At 71.5% G+C, this 24,760-nt stretch carries 16 protein-coding genes; 6 read left to right on the top strand and 10 right to left on the bottom strand.

The features are described 5' to 3' along the window. Positions 1-18 precede the first annotated feature (18 nt). The gene (locus tag ACFQQI_RS07470; protein WP_378560250.1) at positions 19-624 is read right to left on the bottom strand and encodes an acVLRF1 family peptidyl-tRNA hydrolase; all 606 of its coding nucleotides are present in this window, start codon (positions 622-624) and stop codon (positions 19-21) included. Between the two features lie 187 nt (positions 625-811). On the opposite strand from ACFQQI_RS07470, the gene ACFQQI_RS07465 reads away from it, so the two are divergent. After that, positions 812-9,550 (top strand): Calx-beta domain-containing protein, encoded by an 8,739-nt coding sequence (locus tag ACFQQI_RS07465; protein WP_378560247.1) that lies wholly within the window; start codon positions 812-814, stop codon positions 9,548-9,550. A 263-nt stretch (positions 9,551-9,813) separates the two neighbouring features. On the opposite strand, the gene ACFQQI_RS07460 is transcribed toward ACFQQI_RS07465, so the two are convergent. From ACFQQI_RS07460 to ACFQQI_RS07425, 8 genes are read right to left on the bottom strand one after another with little or no spacing between them, the layout of a single operon-like run. Continuing rightward, positions 9,814-10,191, bottom strand: coding sequence for a metal-sulfur cluster assembly factor (locus tag ACFQQI_RS07460; protein ID WP_378560244.1), 378 nt, complete (start codon positions 10,189-10,191; stop codon positions 9,814-9,816). Next, complete coding sequence (sufU, locus tag ACFQQI_RS07455; protein ID WP_378560242.1) at positions 10,184-10,636, bottom strand: Fe-S cluster assembly sulfur transfer protein SufU; 453 nt, start codon at positions 10,634-10,636, stop codon at positions 10,184-10,186. The genes ACFQQI_RS07460 and sufU overlap by 8 nt, the downstream gene beginning before the upstream one ends. Before the next feature lie 3 nt (positions 10,637-10,639). Beyond that, entirely contained in the window at positions 10,640-11,890 is a 1,251-nt protein-coding gene (locus ACFQQI_RS07450) for a cysteine desulfurase (RefSeq protein ID WP_378560239.1), read from the bottom strand. Between the two features lies 1 nt (position 11,891). Then, positions 11,892-12,650, bottom strand: coding sequence for a Fe-S cluster assembly ATPase SufC (sufC, locus tag ACFQQI_RS07445; protein WP_378560236.1), 759 nt, complete (start codon positions 12,648-12,650; stop codon positions 11,892-11,894). Then, positions 12,647-12,982, bottom strand: a complete 336-nt coding sequence (locus ACFQQI_RS07440; RefSeq protein WP_378560232.1) for a non-heme iron oxygenase ferredoxin subunit — start codon at positions 12,980-12,982, stop codon at positions 12,647-12,649. Before ACFQQI_RS07440 ends, sufC begins: the two co-directional genes overlap by 4 nt. Continuing rightward, positions 12,979-14,163 (bottom strand): Fe-S cluster assembly protein SufD, encoded by a 1,185-nt coding sequence (gene sufD, locus ACFQQI_RS07435; protein ID WP_378560229.1) that lies wholly within the window; start codon positions 14,161-14,163, stop codon positions 12,979-12,981. The genes ACFQQI_RS07440 and sufD overlap by 4 nt, the downstream gene beginning before the upstream one ends. A 41-nt stretch (positions 14,164-14,204) precedes the next feature. Then, entirely contained in the window at positions 14,205-15,623 is a 1,419-nt protein-coding gene (gene sufB, locus ACFQQI_RS07430; protein ID WP_378560226.1) for a Fe-S cluster assembly protein SufB, read from the bottom strand. Further along, the gene (locus tag ACFQQI_RS07425; RefSeq protein ID WP_378560223.1) at positions 15,620-16,339 is read right to left on the bottom strand and encodes a helix-turn-helix transcriptional regulator; all 720 of its coding nucleotides are present in this window, start codon (positions 16,337-16,339) and stop codon (positions 15,620-15,622) included. Before ACFQQI_RS07425 ends, sufB begins: the two co-directional genes overlap by 4 nt. Positions 16,340-16,440: 101 nt before the next feature. Between ACFQQI_RS07425 and ACFQQI_RS07420 the strand changes: the two genes are divergently transcribed. The 4 genes from ACFQQI_RS07420 (at position 16,441) to ACFQQI_RS07405 (ending at position 21,316) form a co-directional block, all read left to right on the top strand. Continuing rightward, on the top strand, positions 16,441-18,792 hold the full coding sequence (locus ACFQQI_RS07420) for a xanthine dehydrogenase family protein molybdopterin-binding subunit (RefSeq protein WP_378560220.1): 2,352 nt from the start codon (positions 16,441-16,443) through the stop codon (positions 18,790-18,792). A gap of 72 nt (positions 18,793-18,864) precedes the next feature. Continuing rightward, on the top strand, positions 18,865-19,674 hold the full coding sequence (locus tag ACFQQI_RS07415; RefSeq protein WP_378560792.1) for an ABC transporter ATP-binding protein: 810 nt from the start codon (positions 18,865-18,867) through the stop codon (positions 19,672-19,674). 17 nt (positions 19,675-19,691) lie between these two features. Further along, entirely contained in the window at positions 19,692-20,441 is a 750-nt protein-coding gene (locus tag ACFQQI_RS07410; RefSeq protein WP_378560789.1) for an ABC transporter permease, read from the top strand. Continuing rightward, on the top strand, positions 20,432-21,316 hold the full coding sequence (locus tag ACFQQI_RS07405) for a heme A synthase (protein ID WP_378560217.1): 885 nt from the start codon (positions 20,432-20,434) through the stop codon (positions 21,314-21,316). Before ACFQQI_RS07410 ends, ACFQQI_RS07405 begins: the two co-directional genes overlap by 10 nt. Before the next feature lie 263 nt (positions 21,317-21,579). On the opposite strand, the gene ACFQQI_RS07400 is transcribed toward ACFQQI_RS07405, so the two are convergent. After that, positions 21,580-22,524: a heme o synthase gene (locus tag ACFQQI_RS07400; protein ID WP_378560214.1), complete on the bottom strand. Its 945-nt coding sequence runs from the start codon at positions 22,522-22,524 to the stop codon at positions 21,580-21,582. A 182-nt stretch (positions 22,525-22,706) separates the two neighbouring features. Here ACFQQI_RS07400 and tkt point away from each other — a divergent pair, with 182 nt between their 5' ends. After that, positions 22,707-24,743, top strand: a complete 2,037-nt coding sequence (gene tkt / locus ACFQQI_RS07395) for a transketolase (protein WP_378560786.1) — start codon at positions 22,707-22,709, stop codon at positions 24,741-24,743. The last annotated feature ends 17 nt before the right edge of the window (positions 24,744-24,760 follow it).

Below are 24,760 nucleotides of genomic sequence, written 5' to 3'. Positions count from 1 at the left end.
ACCGTACTCCCGCCTGCTCTAGGCGTTGTGGACCTCGAAGCGCACCGCGCACGCGTCGACGACGGCCTGCTCGAGCACCCCGCGCCGCGGGTCCGGTACGGCGAGCCACGGCCCGTCGACGGACAGGGACCGCAGCCGAGGGTCGGTCAGTACCTCCTCGACGGCCGCCCGGTCACCGCCGGTGACCACGGGGCCGGCGAGGCCGGCCAGGATGCGGGCAGCGTGCTCGGCGGCGGCCTCGTAGGCCTGCCGGGCCTGGTTGTCGCGGCGCCGCGCGAACCGCTGCTGGCTCTGGCCGCCGGCCTTCGTCCGCCCCTGCACGTGGCGCTGTCCGACCTTGCTCTCCCCGATCTCGTCGCCGCGCAGCCGGGCGATCGCGAACCCGCCCTTGCGCACCAGCAGGACGCCCCAGTCCTCGGGCGCGCCGACCGCAGCCGCGAAGGCGTCGGCCTCGGGCGGCCCGGCGTACGCCGTCCCGAAGGGCAGCCGGGCCGAGAACGTCGACCCGTCGGCGGCCCGGCCGGTCAGCGCGCCCTCCGCCACAGCGAGAGCCGCGGCGCCGTGGCGTCCGGCGAAGTTCTCGACCCACCGCGTGACGCGCGCCGCCGGGACGAGCACCTCCATGAGCACGACCGTATGACATCACCGTCCCGACAGGTCGGGACGCAGGTCCACTGCGCCTGGGACACCGGGCGCAGCAGGATCGCCGGCGCGTCCCAGCGACGCTCCCAGTGGTTCCCCAGTCGGCTTCAAGTGGCGCGGGATGGGATGCCGTCCGCCACACCGACACCCGGGCGAAGGAGCCTGCGCCATGTCTCACCAGACCCCCGATCACCGAGCCGACCGCCCCTCCCGGGTGTGGCGACGCCGCCTGTTGCTCGTCCTCGGCCTGGTCGCCGTGCTGGGCGGGGTCGCCTGGTCCGCCAGCGCCACCACCGCCCTCTGGTCCGACGAGGACAAGGCGGACGCCGCTGCGCCCGCCGCCGCCAGTGCCGAGGAGACGGCGCAGGTGCAGGCGACCGCCGACGCGCTGGAGACCTGGCTGGAGCTCGCGGGCCGGATGGAGCAGGACGACGCCGCCTCCGGCGAGCTGGTCTTCGGCGCCAAGGCCTTCTTCGACGAGAAGTACGCCGACCTCTTCCCGTCGCTCGACGACGCCGTCGAGCGCATCAGGGCCCTCGCCGCGGACCCGGCGACCACCCTCGCCGGACTCGACGCGAAGCTCGACGACATCGACGGCGACGGCGACCCGGCCAGCGACTTCCACGACGTCCCGGGCCTCGTCGTCGACCTCGACGCCGACTTCGGCAGCCCCAACGGCGCCGGCACGTACGACGTGACGGTCGCGCTCGACGCGAAGCTGACCGACGACAGCCCGCTGGCGATGCGGCTCGACGGCCTGCGGATCGGCGGCAAGGACGCCGAGGACCTGATCCACCTCGACATCGCCAACACGCTGCGGGTCAACCCGACCGCGACCGGCCCGAAGAAGGTCACCATCCCGGTGACGCCCGACGGCTTGGGCTCCCTCCGCATCGGCGTCGAGGGGAAGTACGAGGGCGACGACGCCCTGTCGTTCACCGCCGGCATCCTCGGCGTCAAGGCAACCGGCACCGTGTCGGCCGAGGCAGGCGTCGCCGTACGCCTCCGCGACCCGAACGGTGACGGCGTCCTCGACCTCGACGAGCTCACCGGACCCACCTCGCTCCTCCAGCCCGCCTGCGTCTCCGAGGGCGCGAAGGTCGACTTCGCCGTCACCACCGACCTCGCCGGGCTCACCGGCAAGGTCGGCACGGTCAAGCTCGATGACTCCGACCTCTGCAACGGCCTCGCCGCCCCCGACGTCGAGCTCGCCGAGCTCGGCCAGTTCCGCCACGTCACGCTCGGTGACTTCATCAACGGCCTCGCCCAGGTCACCCAGGCCCTCCAGACCGCCCAGGACGCCGGCGACCTCGACATTCCCTTCATCAAGGAGCCCCTCCGCGACCTCATCCAGGCGAACGAGAAGCTCGTCGCCTTCTTCGTCGACAACGGCTTCACCGACGCGGACGACCCGATGTCCACGATCACGGTCGACACGGCCGAGGACGCCCCGCTCAAGACCGTCCAGGACGTCGCGCCCCGGCTGGCCGAGGCGCTCGGCGTCGACCTCGACGCGCTCGGCCTGCACTTCGAGAACGGCCGCCTGCTGCTCGACGTGACCGCCACCCCCGACGAGGACGAGCCCGCTGCGAGCACGACGCTCGACTTCGGCGAGACGCTGGCCGGACTCGGCGTCACCGAGGTCACGGGCACCGGCACCGCCACCATCGACCCGAGCTACAAGGTCGACCTCGGCGTCGGCGTCGACCTCGCGCCGGGCCTCGCCCTGGCCGACCGCTTCTTCCTGACCAACGGACCGAACGGGTACGCCGCCGCGCTCGACGCCCCGGTGACCGCCGACCTGCACGTCGAGGCGATCGCCTCGGCGCTGCGCCTCAAGCTCGACGACACCGACGCCGACGGCACCGTCCCGCTGCTCCAGCGCAAGGACGAGACCAAGCCGATGCTCTCGGTCGCCCTGACGGACCCGGACAAGAACGGCCGGGTCACGCTCACCGAGCTGTCTGCCGCCGCCGCCCTTCCGGTCAAGGCGACCGTCAACGCGACGGTGCCCGAGACCCGGCTCGACGCCACCGCCGACGCCGTCGGCTTCCCGCTGGCCGCCGGCCACGTGACGCTGTCGTGGCCGAACGTCGCCGACCTCACGACGCTCGACGTCGAGGCCGACGGCGAGTTCACCGCAACCGCGCTGCCCTTCGCGTTCGACACCAGCAACCCGCGCGCCCTGGTCTCCAAGGTCCTCGAGGTCACCCACAAGGCCGTGACCGACCTCCGGGGCCGCATCGCCAGCGGTGACGTGACGACGACCAAGCCGCTGCCGCTGGTCGGCAAGAGCGTCGCCGAGCTCGACCCCGTGCTCGTGAAGATCCAGGGCAAGCTCGACTGGCTGATCCAGACCAACGAGAAGCTGACGCTCGGCGAGCTCAAGGCCGAGCTCACCAAGGTCATCCGGGAGGCGCTCGGCGGCGGCAGCTCCGCGGCCGCCCGCACGTCCGCGCTCGCCGTCGACGACTTCGTCGAGTTCGAGTACGAGAAGAAGTCCGGCGACAAGCCGGCCTCCGTGGTCGTCGACCTCCACCTCGGCGCCTGCACGAGCGACCGCACCGCGGGCCGCGACGGCTGCTCGGTGACCACCGACCCGGTCAAGGCCCCCTTCAACCTCGACCTCGGCACCGGCTCCAAGGCCGGCGGCGTGGCCGGGCTCGGCACCTCGGGCGAGCTCTCCGTCTCGTACGACGCGCGCCTCGACCTCACCCTGGGCGTCCAGCTGCCCGACGTCGCGATGCCGGCGAAGGTCGGCGACCTGCCCAAGGTCACTGGCTCGCCGAAGCTCTTCATGGAGGACGACGCCTTCCTCGACCTCGGCCTCGGGGCCCGCCTCGACGGCACCCTCAGCGCCGGCCTCGGCCCGGTGCAGGTCAGCCTCGGCCACGGCGACGAGCACGCCAAGGCCGCCATCGCCGCCCGCTACCGTCTCCAGGCCAAGGCCCCGACAGGCGCGCGGCTCATCGTCGGCACGCCGGAGTTCAACACCTTCCTCGCCGGCCTCCTGCCCAAGGCCGGCGAGGTGACGGTCCACGAGACCGACGAGGAGCTCGCCGCCTCCTGCGACGGCGTGACCGGTCCGGTCGACGCCTGCGCCGTGCTCCCCGTCTACTCCGGCGAGACCGACCTCGGCAACGTGCTCTTCTCCGCCCCCGACCTGCTCACCCCCAGCGGGTGGAGCATCGACAGCAGCCAGGTCGAGGGCCAGCTCCAGAACGAGGCGATCCAGTTCGCCCTGCTCGTGGACGGCGTCCGGACCCTCACCACCCAGATCGCCGACGGGCTCGAGAGCCTGCCGACCGGGACGAAGATCCCGCTCATCGGCACCGACGTCACCGCCGGCGCGCAGGTGCTCCGGGAGTTCGACGCGGCGATCCTCGGCAAGGTCGACGCCCTCTCCGACGCCGTCGCGTCGGCGGGCACCGCCGGTGCCGTGAAGACCAAGTCCGAGGAGGTCCTGGCGGACATTCCCGGCCTGTCGAACGGCACCACCCCGACCGTCACGCTCACCTGCCGGCCGGAGTCCGGCACGGGCCCGGCGACCACCTGCACGGGCACGGAGACCATCTCGCGCATCCAGAGCTTCGAGGTCAACCTCAAGCTCGGCTACACCGATGGCGGCGGCACCGGCACGTTCGACATCGGCTTCCCCGGCCTGCGCCTGGCGAGCGAGGGCGAGTTCACCGGCGAGGCCGGCGTCGTCCTCGACCTCGGCTTCGGCGTCGACCGCGACCTCGGGTTCTACATCCCGACCGACGGCACCGAGCTGGCGCTCACCGCGAAGGCCAACCTGCCGAAGTCCAGCGGCGCGGACCTCACCGGTGACCTGGCGTTCTTCCCGATCCAGATCGAGGACAACGGTGACCCGCAGGTCGCCGACGTGGCCGTCACCGCTGGCCTGGACCTGAAGACCTCGCGCACCGACAGGCGCCTGCCGCTGGCCGACCTGGCGCGCGCGCAGCTCACCCCGTCACTCAGTGCGAACACCAAGCTCAGGCTCGGCATCAAGACCGAGCGGATGGAGGGCCCGGCCGGGATGCTGCCGACGATCGGCACCGACTTCGTCCTGGACTCGGGCATCTCCTGGAACGGCACCGGCAGCCCCCAGACCAGCGCCACCATCAACTTCAACAACGTCACGGTGGACGCCGGCAGCCTCGTCTCCGACGTGATCAAGCCGACCGTCAAGACGCTCCGGCAGTACACCGGCCCGCTGGAGAAGCCGATCGAGGCGATCCAGAAGCCGATCCCCGGTGTCGCCGAGGCCGCGAAGATGGTCGGCAAGAGGGCGCCGTCCTGGTACGACGCGTTCAAGGAGGCCGACCGGGTCTCGAACGGCGAGAACTCCACGGCGCTCCAGATGATCGACCGCGTCATCATGCTGGTGAACCTGGTCAAGGCGATCGACGAGGGCTCCGCCCCCGGCGGCCAGATCAGGATCGGGTCGTTCTCGGTCCTCTCGAAGGCCGCCGAGCAGCCGGTCCCGCTCAACGAGGCCGACAAGCTCGTCACCGGCTCCCAGGTCTCGACCCCGAACGTGATCAACGCGCTCGGGTTCAAGACCGAGGACGGCGAGTTCGCCGCGGCCCGGAGCAAGGGCGGCCTGACGTTCCCGGCGTTCGAGGACCCGAAGTCGCTCTTCGGCATGCTGCTCGGCAAGGACGTCCCGCTCGTCTACTACGACGCCGGTGACCTCGGCATCCAGCGCGGCTTCCAGTTCTCCTACCCGATCGGCCCCGCGCGCCTGTACATCGGCGGCAGTGCCGGCGTCTACGGCCACCTCGCCGCCGGCTTCGACACCTACGGCATCCGCAAGGCGTTCGAGGTGCTGGCGGACGACGACCCGTCGAACAACGGCGCCTGGAACGTCACCAAGGGCCTGCTCCAGGGCTTCTACCTCGACGACTTCGACCAGTCCGGCAAGGACGTGCCGGAGATCCGGTTCGAGGCGAAGCTGGTCGCCGGCGCGTCCGTCGGCGTACCGGGTCTCGAGGCCGGCGCCGAGGGCGGCGTGCGTGGCACCGCTGAGTTCAACCTCAAGGCCGACCAGACCGGCCGGGTGCGCTACACCCACATCGCCGCGCAGCTGAAGGTGAACAAGAACCCCCTGTGCTTCTTCGACGCCTCGGCGCGCGTGGAGGCCTTCATCAAGGCGTTCGTGGACACCCCCTTCGGGAAGGCCGACTACCCGATCGCGTCGGCGGTGGTCTACGACCAGCCCAACCTGTTCGACTTCTGCAACACCCCGCAGGAGGAGCGCGAGAACCTGCTGGCCGAGCTCGGCGACGACGGCACGCTCGTGCTGAAGGCCGACGCGAGCCCGCAGTCGGTCGTGATGACGCAGGTCGACGCCAACACGGTGTCGCTCTCCGGACAGGCCGAGGGGCAGCAGGTCGTGGAGGAGTACTCCCCCGTGGCCCGCGTCCAGGCGGACCTGCTCGGCGGTGACGACGTCTTCGACGTCCAGCCCCCGGGCGACCCGAACCTGCCGCAGCTGCCCGTCAAGGCGTGCGGCGGCGGCGGCAACGACCGGATCACGGTGTCCGGCGGCGTCGCGACGCTGGCCGGTGACGCGGCGGCCGGGTGCAACCCGGTGCCGTCCAGCCAGGCCGGCGACGACACCGTCATCAGCGGCTCCGGCACCGACACGCTCAACGGCGGCCCCGGCAACGACAGCCTCGACGGCGGCGCCGGTGCGGACCGACTCGAGGGCGAGGCCGACAACGACGTACTGCGTGGCGGCCTGGGCAACGACGACATCGAGGGCGGTGCCGGTGACGACACCACCGACTACGGCGACCACACCACCCCGGTGACCATCCAGCTGCCCGGGCCGAGCGGCTCGGCCGGCGAGTCGGACACCGCCCTGGCCGTCGAGAACGTCCGCGGCGGCAGCGCCGAGGACACCATCAACCTCCCGGCCACCGGGTCGCTGGTGGTCGACGGCGGCACCGGCAACGACACCGTCGTCGGCGCCGGCAGCACCGGCATCGTCATGGGGAACGACGGCAACGACACGTTCCTCGGCGGCACCGGCAGCGTCCAGGTCATCGGCAGCGGCGGCGACGACGTCCTCGTCGACGGCCCGGGCTCGCAGACCTTCCTCGGCATGGAGGGCCGCGACACGGTTGACTACTCCGGCGCTCCCGGCAAGGTCCGCGTGATCATCGACGGCGAGCCCGGCGACGGTCCGGAGGGCCAGCGCACCGACAACGTCATCGACACCGACGTCGTCATCGGCAGTGCCCACGACGACGAGCTGACCGGTGGGTCTGCCGCCGAGGAGCTCCGCGGTGGCCACGGCGTCGACGTGATCGAGGGCGGCCCCGGCGCGGACCGGCTCGACGGCGGCGTCGGCGACGACCGGCTGTTCGGCAACACGGGCGGCGACCACCTCGACGGCGGCGACGGCGCCGAGGTGCTGCGCGGCGGCGACGGATCCGACACCATCCTCGGCGGTGCCGGCAACGACGACCTCGACGGCGAGCAGGGCGGCGACTCCCTCGATGCCGGCGCGGGCGACGACCGGCTCCGCGGTGGCGAGGCCGGCGACGACCTCCACGGTGGCGCCGACTTCGACTGGGTGGACTACTCCGACCGCACCGACGACCTCCGGGTCCGGTTCGACGACGTCGCGTACGACGGCGCCGGCTTCGGTTCCGAGCAGGACAACGTGCACACCGACATCGAGAAGTACGTCGGCGGCCACGGCCAGGACGAGGTGCACGGCTCGACCAACGACGAGGTGTTCATCGGCAACGACGGCCACGACTACCTCGCCGGCATGGGTGGCTCCGACACCTTCGAGGGCGGCACCGGCAACGACCGGCTCTTCGACCTCGAGTTCAACCGCTGGGGCCTGCCGGACGGTGACGGGACGGCGGTCGACCACTTCGTCGGCGGCGACGGCAACGACGAGGCCATCGGCAACGGCGGCGAGGACCTCTTCGAGCTCGGCGCCGGGGACGACGACGCCCGCGGCGGCCGGGACGACGACACGTTCTGGCTCGGCGACGGCAACGACGACGTCTACGCCGGCGACGGCGAGGACCTCGTCGAGGGCGAGGCCGGCGACGACACCCTCCGCGGCGAGGGTGGCGACGACCAGCTGCGCGCCGGCACCTCCGTCAAGGGCAACACCACGATCTGGGGCGGCCTGGGCGCCGACGAGATCTGGAACGGCCTCAATGGCGGGTCGGTCGTGACCGGCACCGGCGGCGGGACGGAGACGGACACGAGCACCAACATCGTGCACGGCTACTCCAGCGCGCCGGGCTACCACAACTCCTACACCGGGGCACTCGGCAAGGACGTCTTCCTGCTCGGCGACGGCGACGACCTCGTCTACCCGTCGGACGGGGACGACGAGATCGACCTCGGCGACGGTGCGAACACGTCGTACGCCAGCAACGGCAACGACAGCATCCTCGGCGGCGACGGCAAGGACCAGATCCACGCCGGCGTCGGCGACGACACCGTGGACGCGGGTGGTGGCGACGACAACCTGTACGGCGACGCCGGCAACGACGTGCTGCGCGGCGGCGCCGGCAACGACGGCGTGGCCGGCTACGAGGGCGACGACGTCATGGACGGCGGCGACAACTCGGACATGTTCGACGGCGGCGCCGGCGTCGACACGGTCACCTACGCCTCCCGCACCACCCCCGTGGTCGTCAGCGAGGACGGGAACTACAACGACGGTGGCGCCGAGGACCAGAGCGCCGTGTCGACGTACCGCGACCACGTGAACGACACCGTCGAGCGCATCATCGGCGGTGCCGCGGACGACAACCTGTGGCTGGCCGACCGGGACCGGACCGTCGTCGCGTTCCTCGAGGGCGGCGCCGGCAACGACACCCTGGAGGTCAGGTCGACGACCTCGGTGCCCACGACGTTCGTCGGTGGCCCGGGCACCGACACCCTCAAGGGCGGCGCCGGGGCCGACACCTTCGACCAGGGCGCGGCACCCGACGGGGCGGACGACATGACCGGGGGTGGCGGCGCCGACGTGGCCGACTACTCGAAGCGTCCGCTGGACTCCGTGACCGTCACCCGCGACGGCGTCGCCGACGACGGCGCGGCCGGTGAGGGCGACAACGTGCGGGGCGACGTCGAGTCGGTCCTCGAGGGCGGCGCCGAGGCCGGCCCGACGGTGTCCATCGCGCCGGTCTCGGTGGTCGAGGGCGCGGCGGGCGCGTCGACGACGGCGCGGTTCACGGTGACCCTCAACGCCGCCTCGGCCACGCCGGTGACCGTGCCGTGGACCGTCTCGGGCGGGACCGCGACGGCGGGCAGCGACTACGCGAGCACGACCGGGACCGTCGAGGTGCCGGCGGGCGCGCTCAGCGCGACGTTCGACGTCACCGTCCTCGGGGACGCCGCCGACGAGGCCGACGAGACCGCCCAGGTCACGGCGACCGGTCCGACGAACGCGGCCACGGCCACGCTCACCATCGTCGACGACGACGAGCCGGTCGTCGTACCGCCGCCGGGTCCTGCGCCCACCCCGGTGCCCACCCCGACCCCGCCGGCGCCGACCCCGCCTGCGCCCGTGCCGGCGCCGGTCAAGCCGACGATCTCCGTCAGCTCGGAGTCGGTCAAGGAGGGCAAGAAGGGCACGCGCACCCTGACCTTCACGGTCATGCTGTCCCGGGCGTCGACGGTCCCGGTCAGCGTCAAGGTCGCCACCGGCGACCAGACCGCGAAGGCGGGCAGGGACTACGTCGCGGCGACGCGCACGCTCACCTTCGCCCCGGGCCAGAAGGCCCTCACCTTCAAGGTCGAGGTCAAGGGCGACAAGGCGAAGGAGAAGGCCGAGACCTTCCGGGTGGTCCTCTCCGGCGCCAGCAACGGGGTCGCCGGCAAGCCGGGGATCGGCACGATCCTCAACGACGACCGCTGACCCGGCGGCCAGGACCCGCACGACGCCCCGCTGCATCCGGGTGTGTCGTGCGGGTCTCGGCGCCGACTGTCGGGGCAATCCCTGACCTTTCGGGGCGAAGCTTCGCCCCAGAAGGTCAGGTTTCCCCGGTGGGCCGGGGAATCCGACGCCGGTCGGGCCACGCCGGTCAGGTCTCGAGCCGCCCGTCGCGGGTTCGCATGCTCACCCGCGGGGCTCCCTCGACCTCTTCGGGTTCGGTCGGCGAGCAGGCTCGCCAACCGACCTCAGACGTTGAAGCCGAGGGCGCGCAGCTGCTCGCGGCCGTCCTCGGTGATCTTGTCCGGGCCCCACGGGGGCATCCAGACCCAGTTGATGAGGACGTCGTTGACCATGCCCTCGAGGGCGCTGTTGGTCTGGTCCTGGATCACGTCGGTGAGCGGGCAGGCCGCGGAGGTCAGGGTCATGTCGAGGACGACGTTGGTGTCCTCGTCGAGGTGCACGCCGTAGACCAGGCCGAGGTCGACGACGTTGATGCCGAGCTCGGGGTCGACGACGTCCTTCATCGCCTCGGTGACGTCCTCGACGCTGACGGTCGAGGTGCCGACACCGCCGGCACCCGATGCAGCCTCCGGGACCTCGGGGAGATCGGAGTGGTCAGCCATGAGATTCCTCCAGGGATCGGGCGGTGGCGTCCTTCCAGGCCATCCACGAGAGCAGCGCGCACTTCACGCGTGCAGGGAACTTCGCGACACCGGCGAAGGCGATGCCGTCCTCCAGCACGTCCTCGTCGGGCTCCACGGCGCCCTTGCCCTGCATCAGGGTCAGGAACGTCTCGTGGATCGACATCGCCTCGTCGACGGGCTTCCCGATCACGAGGTCGGTCAGCACGGAGGCGGACGCCTGCGAGATCGAGCAGCCGACGGCGTCGTACGACACGTCGCGCACCACGCCCTCGTTGACGTGGACACGGAGGGTCACCTCGTCACCGCAGGTCGGGTTGACGTGGTGGACCTCCGCCTCGAAGGGCTCCCGCAGGCCCTTGTGGTGGGGGTTCTTGTAGTGGTCCAGGATGATCTCCTGGTACAGCGCATCGAGTTCCTGGCTCATCTCTCAACTCAACTTGAAGTACGAGCGGGTGTATTCCAGGCCCTCGACGAGCGCGTCGATCTCGGCCGGCGTCGTGTAGAGGTACGACGACATCCGCGTCGAGCTCTGCACGCCGAAGCGGGCGTGCGCGGGCTTCGCGCAGTGGTGCCCCGCTCGGATCGCGACGCCGCGCGAGTCGAGGACCTGCGCCACGTCGTGCGGGTGGACGCCGTCGAGCTCGAAGGAGACCGCTCCCCCGCGCCCGGTCGCGTCGAGCGGGCCGAGGACGGTCAGGCCGGGGACGGTCTGCAGCCCCTCCAGCGCGTACGCGGTGATCGCCTGCTCGTGGCGGTGGATCGCGTCCATGCCGATGTGCGACAGGTAGTCGACAGCGGCACCCAGGCCGACGGCCTCGACGATCGGCGGCGTGCCGGCCTCGAAGCGGTGCGGCGCCGGCGCGTACGTCGAGCGCGCCATCGTCACCGTCTCGATCATCTCGCCGCCACCGTGGAACGGCGGGAGCTCGTTGAGGAGCTCCTCCCTGCCCCACAGGACGCCGATGCCGGTCGGGCCGACCACCTTGTGCCCGGTGAACACCAGGAAGTCGCAGCCGGTCGCGGCGACGTCGACCGGCAGCTGCGGAGCCGCCTGGGAGGCGTCGACGACGGAGTAGGCGCCGACGGCCTTCGCCCGGGCCACGAGGTCGGTGACGGGGTTGATCGTGCCGAGCATGTTGGAGACCCAGGTGAAGGCCACCACCTTGGTGCGCTCGTCGATCAGCGCGTCGGCGTTCGACAGGTCGAGCTCGCCGTCGTCGGTGAGCCCGAACCAGCGCAGCTCGGCGCCCGACCGCTCGCACGCGAGCTGCCACGACACGATGTTGGAGTGGTGCTCCATCTCGGTGATCACGACGTTGTCGCCGGGGCCGAGATCGAGGGTGCGCGCCAGCAGGTTCAGCCCCTCGGTGGCGTTCTTGGTGAACACCACCTCGTTGCGCGACGGCGCGTTGATGAACGCCGCCACCTTGTCGCGCGCGGCCTCGAACGCCTCGGTCGACTCCGCGCCCAGCGTGTGCATGGCCCGCGCGACGTTGGCGTTGTGGCGCTCGAGGTGGTCGACCATCGTGTCGATGACCACCTGCGGCTTCTGCGAGGTGTTCGCGCTGTCGAGGTAGACCAGCGGCCGCCCGTCCGCGACGGACCGGCTGAGGATCGGGAAGTCGGCGCGGATCACCTCCAGCTCGGGGAGGAGGCCGGCCAGCTGCGTCGTGGTCATGTCAGACCGCCGCCGTGGCGTACTTCTCGTAGCCGTTGGCCTCGAGCGCCTCGGCGAGCTCGGGACCGCCGGACTCGGCGACCTTGCCGTCGACGAAGACGTGCACGTGGTCGGGCTCGATGTAGCGCAGGATCCGCGTGTAGTGCGTGATCAGCAGGACGCCCTTGCCCTCCTGGGCACGGAACCGGTTGACGCCGTCGGCGACGATCTTGAGCGCGTCGATGTCGAGGCCGGAGTCGGTCTCGTCGAGCACCGCGACCTTGGGGTTCAGCAGCTCCAGCTGCGCGATCTCGTGGCGCTTCTTCTCACCGCCGGAGAAGCCCTCGTTGACCGACCGCTGCGAGAACGTCGGGTCGAGGTTGAGGTGGCCGAGGGCGGAGTTGACGTCCTTGACCCAGGTGCGCAGCTTCGGGGCCTCGCCGTCGATGGCGGTCTTGGCGGTCCGCAGGAAGTTCGCGACGGAGACGCCCGGCACCTCGACGGGGTACTGCATCGCGAGGAAGAGGCCCGCCCGCGCCCGCTCGTCGACGGTCATCGCCAGGACGTCCTCGCCGTCGAGGGTGACCGAGCCACCGGTGACGGTGTACTTCGGGTGGCCCGCGATGGAGTACGCCAGGGTCGACTTGCCGGAGCCGTTGGGGCCCATGATCGCGTGCGTCTCGCCGTCCTTGATGGTCAGCGTGACGCCCTTGAGGATCTCCTTGGGACCGTCCTCGGTCTCGACGGAGACCTGCAGGTCCTTGATCTCGAGGGTGCTCATGAGGGGGTGACTCCGTTCAGCGTGGTGGTGGTGTCTACGTAGATGTCGTCGCCCCGGACCTCGATCGGGAACGTAGCGACGGGTTCGGTGGCCGGGAGGCCGGTGGGCTTGCCGGTGCGCAGGTCGAAGCGCGAGCCGTGCAGCCAGCACTCGACCGTGCAGTCCTCGACCTCGCCCTCGCTCAGCGCGACGGCGGCGTGGGAGCAGAGGTCCTGGAGGGCGAAGTACTCGCCGTCGTGGCCGGCGATCGCGACGTCGTACTCCCCGATCGTGACGCCGAGCGCCTCGTCGGTGGGTACGTCGCCGGTCGCGCAGGCACGCTCGAAGCTCATGCAGGTGCCTCCTGGAGGAGGTTCTTCGCGAGCTCCGCCTCGACGGTCTCGAGCAGCTGCTCCTCGACCGACGGGATGCCGACCTTGCGGATCAGGTCGTTGAAGAAGCCGTGCACGACCAGGCGGTGCGCCTCCTTCTCCGAGACGCCGCGCGAGCGCAGGTAGAACAGCTGCTCGTCGTCGAAGCGCGCCGTGGCGGACGCGTGGCCCGCGCCCTCGATCTCGCCGGTCTCGATCTCGAGGTTCGGCACCGAGTCGGCCTGGCAGCCGTCGGACAGCACCAGGTTGCGGTTCTCCTCGTAGGTCTCGATGCCCTCGGCGACCTTGCGGATCAGCACGTTGCCGATCCAGACCGTGTGGGCGCCCTCGCCCTGCAGCGCGCCCTTGTAGAGCACGTGGCTCTTGGTCTTCGGGGCGTTGTGGTCGGCGAACAGGCGGTGCTCGAGGTGCTGTCCCTCGTCGGCGAAGTAGAGGCCGAGCAGCTCGGCGTCGCCGCCGGGGCCGGCGTACTCGACGTTGGCGTGCATCCGCACGACGTCGCCGCCGAAGGAGATCGAGGTGTGCTTGACGGAGGCGTCGCGGCCGACCCGGATCGCGTCGCGCCCGAGGTGGACGGCGTCGTCGTCCCAGTCCTGCAGGGACAGCACGTTCGCCGCCGCACCGTCGCCGACCAGCACGGTCGTGATGGCGGAGTAGCGCGCGGAGCCGGTGTGCACGATCGCGACCGTCGCCTGCGCGTGCCGGCCGACGCGGATCAGCAGGCGGCCCCAGACCAGGTCGTCGACCGACTCGCCGTGCAGGCGCAGCACGATCGGCTCGGCCACCTCGGCCTCGGCCGGGACGTCGAGGAGCAGCGCACCGCCCGCCCGGGCCGCGGCCAGCGCGGACGGCCGGTCGTTGGGCGCGAGCTCGCCGATCTCCAGCGCCTGCTCGGCGCTGATCTCGGTCAGCGTCACGCCCTCCGGCAGCGTCGTCGTCCACGTCAGGTGGGCGTCGGACGCCTCGCCGTCGAGGATCCTGCGCAGCCGCTTGAGCGGCGTGAAGCGCCAGATCTCCTCGCGGCCGGTCGGCACCGGGTGGTCCGCGAGGTCGTACGACGCGGGCGGGTTGAGGTGGCTCTCGACGCGCTCCACCTCGAGGCTCGACTCCACGCTCTCGCGTGCAGCGTCAGTCAGGGTCACTTCTTCTGCTTCCTACGTGTGGTCGGACGGGGCGGCCGGCGTCAGCCGACGGCGCCCTCCATCTGCAGCTCGATCAGGCGGTTGAGCTCGAGCGCGTACTCCATCGGCAGCTCCTTGGCGATCGGCTCGACGAAGCCGCGGACGATCATCGCCATCGCCTCGTCCTCCTGCATGCCGCGCGACATGAGGTAGAAGAGCTGGTCGTCGGAGACCTTCGAGACGCTCGCCTCGTGGCCCATGGACACGTCGTCCTCGCGGATGTCGACGTAGGGGTAGGTGTCCGACCGGCTGATCTGGTCGACCAGCAGCGCGTCGCACAGCACATTGGACTTCGAGCCGTGGGCGCCCTCGTTGACCTGGATCAGGCCGCGGTACGACGTACGCCCACCGCCACGCGCCACCGACTTCGACAGGATCGACGAGGAGGTGTTCGGCGCGGCGTGCACCATCTTGGCGCCGGCGTCCTGGTGCTGGCCCTCGCCCGCGAACGCGATCGACAGCGTCTCGCCCTTGGCGTGCTCGCCCATCAGGTAGACGGCGGGGTACTTCATCGTCACCTTGGAGCCGATGTTGCCGTCGACCCACTCCATGGTCGCGCCGGCCTCGCAGGTCGCGCGCTTGGTGACGAGGTTGTAGACGTTGTTCGACCAGTTCTGGATGGTCGTGTAGCGGCAGCGGCCGCCCTTCTTCACGATGATCTCGACGACCGCGGAGTGCAGCGAGTCGGAGCTGTAGATCGGCGCCGTGCAGCCCTCGACGTAGTGCACGTAGGCGTCCTCGTCGACGATGATCAGCGTCCGCTCGAACTGGCCCATGTTCTCGGTGTTGATCCGGAAGTAGGCCTGCAGCGGGATGTCGACGTGCACGCCCTTCGGCACGTAGATGAACGAGCCACCCGACCACACCGAGGTGTTGAGCGCGGCGAACTTGTTGTCGCCGACCGGGATGACGGTGCCGAAGTACTCCTTGAAGAGGTCCTCGTGCTCCTTCAGCGCGGTGTCGGTGTCGAGGAAGATGACGCCCTGCTCCTCCAGGTCCTCGCGGATCTGGTGGTAGACGACCTCCGACTCGTACTGCGCGGCGACGCCCGCGACGAGGCGCTGCTTCTCCGCCTCCGGGATGCCGAGCTTGTCGTAGGTGTTCTTGATGTCCTCGGGGAGGTCCTCCCACGAGGTCGCCTGCTTCTCGGTGGAGCGGACGAAGTACTTGATGTTGTCGAAGTCGATCGACGAGAGGTCGGAGCCCCAGGTCGGCATCGGCTTGCGGTCGAAGAGCTTGAGGCCCTTCAGGCGCAGGTCGAGCATCCACTGCGGCTCGCTCTTCTTGCCGGAGATGTCGCGGACGACGTCCTCGTTGAGCCCGCGTTGCGCTGCGGCGCCGGCGTCGTCCTTGTCGGACCAGCCGAACTCGTAGCGACCGATGCCCTTCAGCTCCGGGTTGAGCTCTTCGATCGAGGTCATGAGCTGACCTTCTCCTTCGTGGTTGCCGTGGTTGCCGTGGTTGCCGGCGGGATGTCCGGAATGCAGGTGGTGCAGACCCCGTCGCCGTGGGCGATGGTGGCCAGGCGCTGTACGTGCCGCCCGAGGACCTTGCTGATCGCCTCGGTCTCGGCCTCGCACAGCTGCGGGAACTCGTGGGCGACGTGCGACACCGGGCAGTGCTGCTGGCACAGCTGCTCCCCGATCGGTACGTCGCGGACGGCCGCGGCGTACCCCTCCTCGGTGAGGACCATCGCCAGGATCTCGGCCGATCCCAGCTCCGGGTGCTCCGCACGCGCCCCCTCGAACCGCTCCTCGATGAACGCCACGCGGCGGGCCGCGAATTCCCGGACCGCCTGCTCGCCGCCGGTCTCGGCGACGAACCGGAGGGCCTGGACGGCGAGGTCGTCGTACTGCTGGTCGAAGCCGTCGCGACCGGTCTCGGTCAGCCCGAAGACCTTGGCCGGGCGGCCCCGGCCGCGGTGCACGACGTGGCGCGGCTCGCGCACCTCGACGGAGCCCTCCTCGAGCAGCTGGTCGAGGTGCCGCCGGACCGCCGCAGGGGTGAGGTCGAGACGCTCGGCGAGCGCCGCGGCGGTCGACGGTCCGTTGACGAGGATCGACCGCGCGACGCGCTGGCGCGTCGGCTGGTCGTGCCCCGGCCCACCAGGGCTGAGGGGTGCCTCGTCGAATTCCACAACACCAGTGTGCCGTTAATGATTTGGCCGCTTCAAGTAAGGCCCACCTAACCCCGGCACAACCGGAGGCAGGTTCCACCTGCACCGCTACCGTCTGCCCCATGCCGGGATCTGTGCTGGGAACCATGGTGCGCCGGGTCGAGGACCCCGACCTCATCGTCGGGGCGTCGACCTTCGTCGACAACGACCAGTCGCCGGGCGTTTTGCACGCCGTGTTCGTCCGCAGCCCACTCGCGCACGCCCGCATCGCCGGCATCGACACCACCGAGGCGGCCGCCGCGCCCGGCGTCGTCGCCGTGCTCACGGCCGCCGACCTGCCAGACGGCGCCGTACCGCTGTTCGCCATGGTGAACCCCGCCGCCCCGCGGCGCGCGCTCGCCGCCGACAAGGTCCGCTACGTCGGCGACCCGGTCGCCCTCGTCGTCGCCGAGACCCGCGCCCAGGCCGTCGACGCCGTCGAGCTCGTCGAGGTCGACTACGACGACCTGCCCGCGGTCGTGGACATGGAGCGCGCGCTCGAGCCGGACGCCCCGCTGCAGTTCGAGGAGCTGGGCAGCAACATCGCCGCCTCCCGCAAGGACGACGACCAGGGCGAGCCGTGGCAGGACGCCGCGCACGTCGTCCGCGTGCGCATGGAGAACCAGCGGGTCGCGACCGCCCCGATCGAAGGGCACGCCATCCTCGTCCGGCCCGGGTCCGACGAGGTCACCGTGCACGTCGGGACCCAGCAGCCCCACGGCGCTCGCGACCAGATCGCGAAGTTCACCGGGCTCGACACCGACCGCGTGCGCGTCGCGACCCCGCACGTCGGCGGCGCCTTCGGCGGCAAGGCCGGCGTCATCGCCGAGCACCTCGCGGTCGTCGCGGCGGCCCGCCTGCTCGACCGGCCCGTCAAGTGGGCCGAGACCCGCTCGGAGACGATGCTCTCGATGCACAGCCGCGGCCAGGTGCAGTACGCCGAGCTCGGGCTCGACGCCGACGGGCACATCCTGGGCATGCGGCTCCGGCTGGTCGGCGACTGCGGGGCGTACGCCGGGTTCGGCGGGTCGTTCGTGCTCGGCGGCACCCGGCTGATGTCCACCGGGGTCTACCGGGTCCCCCGTTTCGTCTACGCCGCGATCGCGGCGCTCACCAACACCGCGCCGATGGGCGCGTTCCGCGGGGCCGGGCGCCCGGAGGCGGCTGCGCTCGTGGAGCGCCTGATGGACGTGGCGGCCGCCGAGGTCGGCCTCGCGCCCGAGGAGCTCCGCCGCCGCAACCTGATCCAGCCCGACGAGTTCCCCTACCGGACGCCGACCGGCGCCCGCTACGACGTCGGCGACTTCGACCTGCCCCTGCGCGAGGCCCTGCGGATCGCCGACGTCGACGGCGCCCGCGCCGAGCAGCGCCGGCGCCGCGACGCGGGCGACACCCGGCTGCTGGGCATCGGCATCTCGACGTACGTCGAGATCACCGGGTTCGCCGGCAGCGAGTTCGGCTCGGTCGACGTGCACGAGGACGGCTCCGCCACCGTGATGGCCGGCACGTCCGCGCACGGCCAGGGGCACGCGACGGCGTACGCGATGCTCGTCGCCGACCGGCTCGGCATCCCCATCGACCGGATCAGCTTCGTGCAGTCCGACACCGCGCTCGTGCGCTCGGGTGGCGGCACCGGTGGGTCCCGGTCGCTGCAGCTCGGCGGCTCCGCCGTCGACCGGGCAGCGGAGAAGGTCGCCGAGAAGGCACGCCGCATCGCCGCCGGGCTCCTCGAGGCCGACCCGACGGACGTCGAGCTCGTCGACGGCGGGTTCGCGGTCCGCGGCACCGGCGTGCAGGTGTCCTGGGCGGACGTCGCCGCCGACGCCCACCGCAACCACGGCGGGCTCGCCGACGTCGACGACTTCAAGGCCGACGAGGCGACCTACCCCTTCGGCGCGCACGTCTCGATCGTCGAGGTCGACACCGAGACCGGGCACGTGCGGCCGGTCCGGCACGTCGCGGTCGACGACTGCGGGCGGGTGCTGAACCCGCTGCTGGTCCAGGGACAGCAGCACGGCGGCGTGCTGCAGGGCGTCTCGCAGGCGCTGTGGGAGCACTTCGAGTACGACGAGGAGGGCACGCCCCTCACCTCGACGTTCGTCGACTACGCGATCCCGACGGCGGCCGACGCGATCGCCTGGGAGGTGTCCAACACCGAGACCCCGACGCCGCTGAACCCGCTGGGCGCCAAGGGCATCGGCGAGTCCGCGACCATCGGCGCGACGCCCGCGGTCCAGAACGCCGTCGTCGACGCGCTGAGCCACCTCGGCGTACGTCACCTCGACCTGCCGTGCACCCCGCAGCGGGTCTGGCAGGCCGTCGAGCAGGCGCGGGCGGGCACGCTGCCGGACCTGTGGCGCGAGCCGCCTGCGGCGTTCGACGGGATTCCGTCGGACTCGGCGGGATCGTCGGTGACGGAGGGCGCCGAGGTGTGAGCGCCCCCGGGTTCCTACACTTCTCGGGTGCCCGATGACGCCTCTCCTGCTGTCGAGGTCGACGGCCTGGTGATGCGGTACGGCGACAAGGTCGCCGTCGACGGGCTCTCGCTCACCGTGGACCGCGCGACGATCACCGCGGTCCTCGGTCCGAACGGTGCCGGCAAGACGACCACGCTCGAGACCTGCGAGGGCTACCGGCGGCCGCAGCGCGGCTCGGTGCGGGTGCTGGGCCTCGACCCGGTGCGCGACCGGCGCGACCTGCTCCCCCGCATCGGCGTGATGCTCCAGGGCGGTGGCGCGTGGAGCGGGGTGCGGGCGATGGAGATGCTCGACCACGTCGCGCGCCTGCACGCCCACCCGCTCGACACCTCGATGCTCGCCGAGCGCCTCGGCCTGGGCGACTGCGGACGTACGCCGTACCGGCGGCTGTCCGGCGGCCAGCAGCAGCGCCTCGGGCTGGCGATGGCGCTGGTCGGTCGCCCCGAGATCGTGTTCGTCGACGAGCCCACGGCCGGCATGGACCCGCAGGCGCGCCGGACGACGTGGGAGCTGCTGCGCGAGCTGCGTGCGGACGGCGTGACCATCGTGCTGACCACGCACTACCTCGAGGAGGCCGAGGAGCTGGCCGACCGGGTCCACATCATCGACCGCGGCCGGCTGATCGCGTCCGGCACGCCCGAGGAGCTCACCCGGGGGTCGTCGGCCACGGTGCGGCTGGTCGTCGACAAGGAGCTCGGTGCGGCTGCCGAGGCGGCGCTGCGCCGGTCGGTCGCCGACTGGGGCGCCGCCCACGAGGTCGGCGTCCGGTCGATCAGCTTCGGCTCCCGCACGCTCGAGGACGTGTTCCTCGAGCTCACCGGACGGGAGATGCCCTCGTGAGCGGCGCGTTCACCCCGATGCCCGGGGCCGCGCCACTGCACCGCCAGGTGCTCGCGCAGGCGCGGATGGAGGCCAAGCTGCTGCTCCGCAACGGCGAGCAGCTCCTGCTCGCCGTCGTGATCCCGGTGCTCGTCCTGGTCGGCGGCGTGGTCGCCGGGGAGCACCTGACCCTCGACCTCGAGACCTCGCAGCCGCTGGTCGACGTGCTCACACCGGGCGTGATCGCGCTCGCGGTGATGTCGACGTCCTTCACCTCGCTCGCGATCGCGACCGGCTTCGAGCGCAGGTACGGCGTGATCAAGCGGCTCGGGAGCTCGCCACTGCCGCGCTCGGGCCTGCTCGCCGGCAAGGTCCTCGCGCTGCTGGTGGTCGAGCTGTTCCAGATCATCGTGATCGGCGCCGTCGGCCAGCTGCTCGGATGGACGCCCGAACCCGGCGTCCTGGGCGTCGCGCTCGCGGTCGCGCTCGGAACGGCGGCGTTCGCGTCACTGGGTCTGTTCGTGTCCGGCGTGCTGCGCGCCGAGGCGACCCTCGCCGCGGCCAACCTCGTCTACCTGCTGCTCATGACCGGTGGCGGCGTGGTGCTGCCCCTCTCGGCGTACGGATCCTGGGGCGAGGTCGTTCGCTGGCTTCCCTCCGGCGCGCTCGGCGAGGCCATGCGCACGGGCTTCATCGACGGCGGCGTCGCGTGGCGCGACCTCGGCGTACTCACCCTCTGGGCCGTGCTCGGCACGGCACTCACGGCTAGGACCTTCAAGTGGGAGTGACCTCACGGCTGCGCCGTCTCGACGAGTGGCTCGTCGGCTGGGCGTGGGCCTCGATCGTGGCGAACTGCCTGCTCGTCGTCACCGGCGGCGTGGTCCGCCTGACCGACTCGGGACTCGGCTGCCCGACCTGGCCCCGGTGCACCGAGGAGTCCTTCACCCCGCACGGCGCGTACGACGTGCACTCGGCGATCGAGTTCGGCAACCGGCTGCTCACGTGGGTGCTGGTCGCCATCGCCGTCGCGACGTTCGTCGCCGCCTGGCAGTCCCGCCGTCGCGACCTGCGCGGGCTCGCGCTGGTGATCGCGCTCGGCATCCCGGCCCAGGCGGTCATCGGCGGCATCACGGTGCTCACCGACCTGAACCCGTGGATCGTCTCGCTGCACCTGATGTGCTCCATGGCGATCATCACCGTCGCGGTGGTCCTGCTCCAGCGGGTGCACCGGCCGGCCCCCGACGTACCCGCCCGCGGGCCGCTCGTCTGGCTGGCGTGGGGCACGTTCGCCGCCGCGTGGGCGGTGCTCTACATCGGCACCATCGTCACCGGCGCCGGGCCGCACGCCGGTGATGCGGGCTCGGCGCGCAACGGCCTCGACCCGCTCCAGTGGAGCCAGGTGCACGCCGACCTCGTCTTCCTCCTGCTCGGCCTGACGATCGGCCTGCTGCTCGGCTCCCTGGCGACCCGCCAGCCGCGCCGGACCGTCACTGCCGTCGTCGCGCTCCTCGTGGTCGAGCTCGCGCAGGGGCTGATCGGCTTCGTGCAGTACTTCACCGACCTGCCGATCGCGCTCGTCGGCTTCCACATGCTCGGCGCCGCCCTGGTCGCCGCCACCGTGACCTGGGCGCTGATCCAGGTGCGGGAGCCGGTCCGCGACTGACCCGTCGCCGGATGGCGATAGTCCGTCACGTTCCGGTCGCCCGATCGCCCGGTCCGCGGCCAGAACGTGACGGACTATCCCGGATGGAGGCATGGCGAACGGCAGCCGCCCTGCTCCCCCGCGGCAGGGAGGCCGCCGTTCATCTGGTCAGACGCGATCGGCCGCGCAACGGGACGCAGCCGCCCTCAGCGGAGCGACGAACGGTCGATCTGGTGCGACGAACGGTCGGAACCCGCCTGCGCCCCGCCGGGCGCGGCGAAGGATCAGCGCGCCAGCAACGGGTCGAGCGCGACGGCGACGAAGAGCAGCGACAGGTACAGGTTCGAGGTGTGGAAGAGCCGCATCGGCTGGATCAGGGCGAGGCTCTCGGTGCCCCGGGCCCGGCGCCACATCCGGTGCGCCTCCACGAGGAACACCGCGCCGAGCACGGCCGCGGCGACCGGGTAGAAGAGGCTGGTGTCGGCGACCGGCCACAGCACCAGCGACGTCGCCACCATCACCCAGCTGTAGATCACGATCTGCCGCCCGACCTCGCCGGCCGGCTTCACCACCGGGAGCATCGGGACGTCGACGTTGGCGTAGTCCTCGCGGTAGCGCAGCGCGAGCGCCCAGGTGTGCGGCGGCGTCCAGAAGAAGACGACCAGGAACAGCACCACCGGCGTCCACGACAGGGACCCCGTGACGGCCGTCCAGCCGATCAGCGCGGGGAAGCAGCCGGCCAGCCCGCCCCAGACGATGTTCTGGGTCGTGCGCCGCTTGAGCAGCATCGTGTAGCCGAAGACGTAGAACGCGTTGGCGGCCACCGAGAGCAGCGCCGACAGCGGGTTGACCCAGAGCAGCAGGATCACCGTCGACAGGATGGCGAGCACGAAGCCGAACACCAGCGCCGCGCCGGGCGAGACGATGTGCCGCGGCAGGGCCCGGCGGCGGGTACGCCGCATCTGCTCGTCGATGTCGCGGTCGTAGACGCAGTTGAACACCGACGCCGAGCCGGCGGAGAACGTGCCGCCGATCACGGTCGCGACCACGAGGCCGAGGTCCGGGACGCCGCGCGCGGCGTAGAACATCACCGGCACGGTCGTCAGGAGCAGCAGCTCGATGACGCGCGGCTTGGTGAGTCCGACGTACGCCGCGACCACGTCCTTGACGGTCGCCCGCTCGGCCGCTGGCTGCCTCGCGGCAGAGGCCGAATGGCCGACGTACGTCACGGGAGTCCTCGGGCGGAATGGTGGGCACCTGAGCGGGTGCGTGGACGGATGGGAGTCTATCGCCCGACGTGAGTAGGCTCGGCATTGGCCGAACCCCTGAAAGGATCCTTGTGAGCAAGACCCCTGCCCTCGATTGGACCGACCTCGACCAGAAGGCGGTGGACACGGTCCGGGTCCTCGCCATGGACGCGGTGCAGAAGGTCGGCAACGGCCACCCGGGAACGGCCATGAGCCTGGCCCCGGCGGCGTACCTGCTCTTCCAGAAGGTGATGCGGCACAACCCCGCCGACCCCAACTGGGCCGGCCGCGACCGGTTCGTGCTGTCCGCCGGCCACTCGTCGATCACGCTCTACAACCAGCTCTACCTCGGCGGTTGGGGCCTGGAGATCGAGGACATCAGGTCGCTGCGCACCTGGGGCAGCAAGACCCCGGGCCACCCGGAGTTCGGCCACACCGCCGGCGTCGAGACCACGACCGGGCCGCTCGGCCAGGGCGTCGGCAACGCCATCGGCATGGCGATGGCCGCCCGTCGCGAGCGCGGCCTGCTCGACCCGACCGCGGGCGAGGGTGACTCGCCGTTCGACCACCACATCTACGCGATCTGCAGCGACGGCGACCTCCAGGAGGGCGTCAGCGCGGAGGCGTCGTCGATCGCGGGCACCCAGCAGCTCGGCAACCTGACGGTGATCTACGACGCCAACCGCATCTCGATCGAGGGCGACACCGACATCGCGTTCACCGAGGACGTCGGCAAGCGCTACGAGGCCTACGGCTGGCACGTCCAGACCGTCGACTGGACCAACGACGGCACCGAGTACGTCGAGGACGTGCAGGCGCTGTGGGACGCGATCCACGCCGCGGACGCCGTCACCGACCAGCCGAGCATGATCGTGCTGCGCACGATCATCGCCTGGCCCGCACCCAACGCGCAGGGCACCGGCAAGTCCCACGGCTCCGCGCTCGGCGACGACGAGGTCGCGGCGACCAAGAAGATCCTCGGCTTCGACCCGGAGCAGACCTTCGAGGTGCCCGACGACGTCCTGGCGCAGACGCGCTCGCTGGTCGGGCGCGGCAAGCAGTGGCAGTCCGAGTGGTCCGAGTCGTTCGCCGCGTGGCACTCCGCCGCCGACGAGGCCACCCTCGCGCTCTGGAAGCGGATGCAGGACCGCGCGCTCCCCCGCGACCTCGACGACGTGCTGCCGTCCTTCGACGCCGACCCCAAGGGCATGGCGACCCGCAAGGCCTCCGGCGCCACCATCAACGCGATCGCCGGCGTGATGCCGGAGCTCTGGGGCGGCTCCGCCGACCTCGCGGAGTCCAACAACACGACCATCGAGGGCGCCAAGTCGTTCGTGCCGAAGGTCCGCTCCACCGGCGAGTGGGAGGGCGACCCGTACGCTGGCCGCGTGCTGCACTTCGGCATCCGCGAGCACGGCATGGGCGCCATCCTCAACGGCATCACCCTCCACGGCGGCACCCGGGTCTTCGGTGGCACGTTCCTCACCTTCTCCGACTACATGCGCGGCTCGGTGCGCCTCGCGGCGCTCATGGGCCTGCCGGTCACCTATGTCTGGACGCACGACTCGATCGGCCTCGGCGAGGACGGCCCGACCCACCAGCCGATCGAGCACCTCGCTGCGCTGCGGGCCATCCCGGGCCTCGACGTGGTCCGGCCGGCCGACGCCAACGAGACCGCCGCCGCGTGGCGCGCGATCCTCCAGCACACCGACCGGCCCGCGGGTCTCGCGCTCACGCGCCAGAACGTGCCGGTCTTCCCGCGTGGTGTCGACGGCTACAGCGACACCAGCAACGTGCACCGGGGCGGGTACGTCCTGCTCGACGCCGACGGCGGCCAGCCCGACGTCGTCCTGATCGGCACCGGCTCCGAGGTGCAGGTCGCGGTCGCCGCTCGTGACCTCCTGGCCGCCGACGGCATCCGCGCCCGGGTCGTCTCCATGCCGTGCCGCGAGTGGTTCGACCAGCAGGAGGAGGCCTACCGCGAGACGGTCATCCCGCCGACCGTGAAGGCCCGCGTCTCGGTCGAGGCCGGTGTGGCCCAGGGCTGGCGCGAGATCGTGGGCGACCACGGCCGGATCGTCTCGATCGAGACGTACGGCGCCTCGGCCGCCTTCAGCCGCATCTACGAGGAGTACGGCATCACCGGCGAGGCCGTGGCCAACGCCGCGCGCGACAGCATCCGCACGGTGGCCGACCGCTGACCGCGGCCGCCACCTCG

It is taken from the genome of Nocardioides sp. GCM10030259, from assembly GCF_042666375.1.
Taxonomy (GTDB): Bacteria; Actinomycetota; Actinomycetes; order Propionibacteriales; family Nocardioidaceae; genus Nocardioides.
Note: the sequence above shows the minus strand (reverse complement) of the source record. Positions and strands in the feature narration are given on the sequence as shown.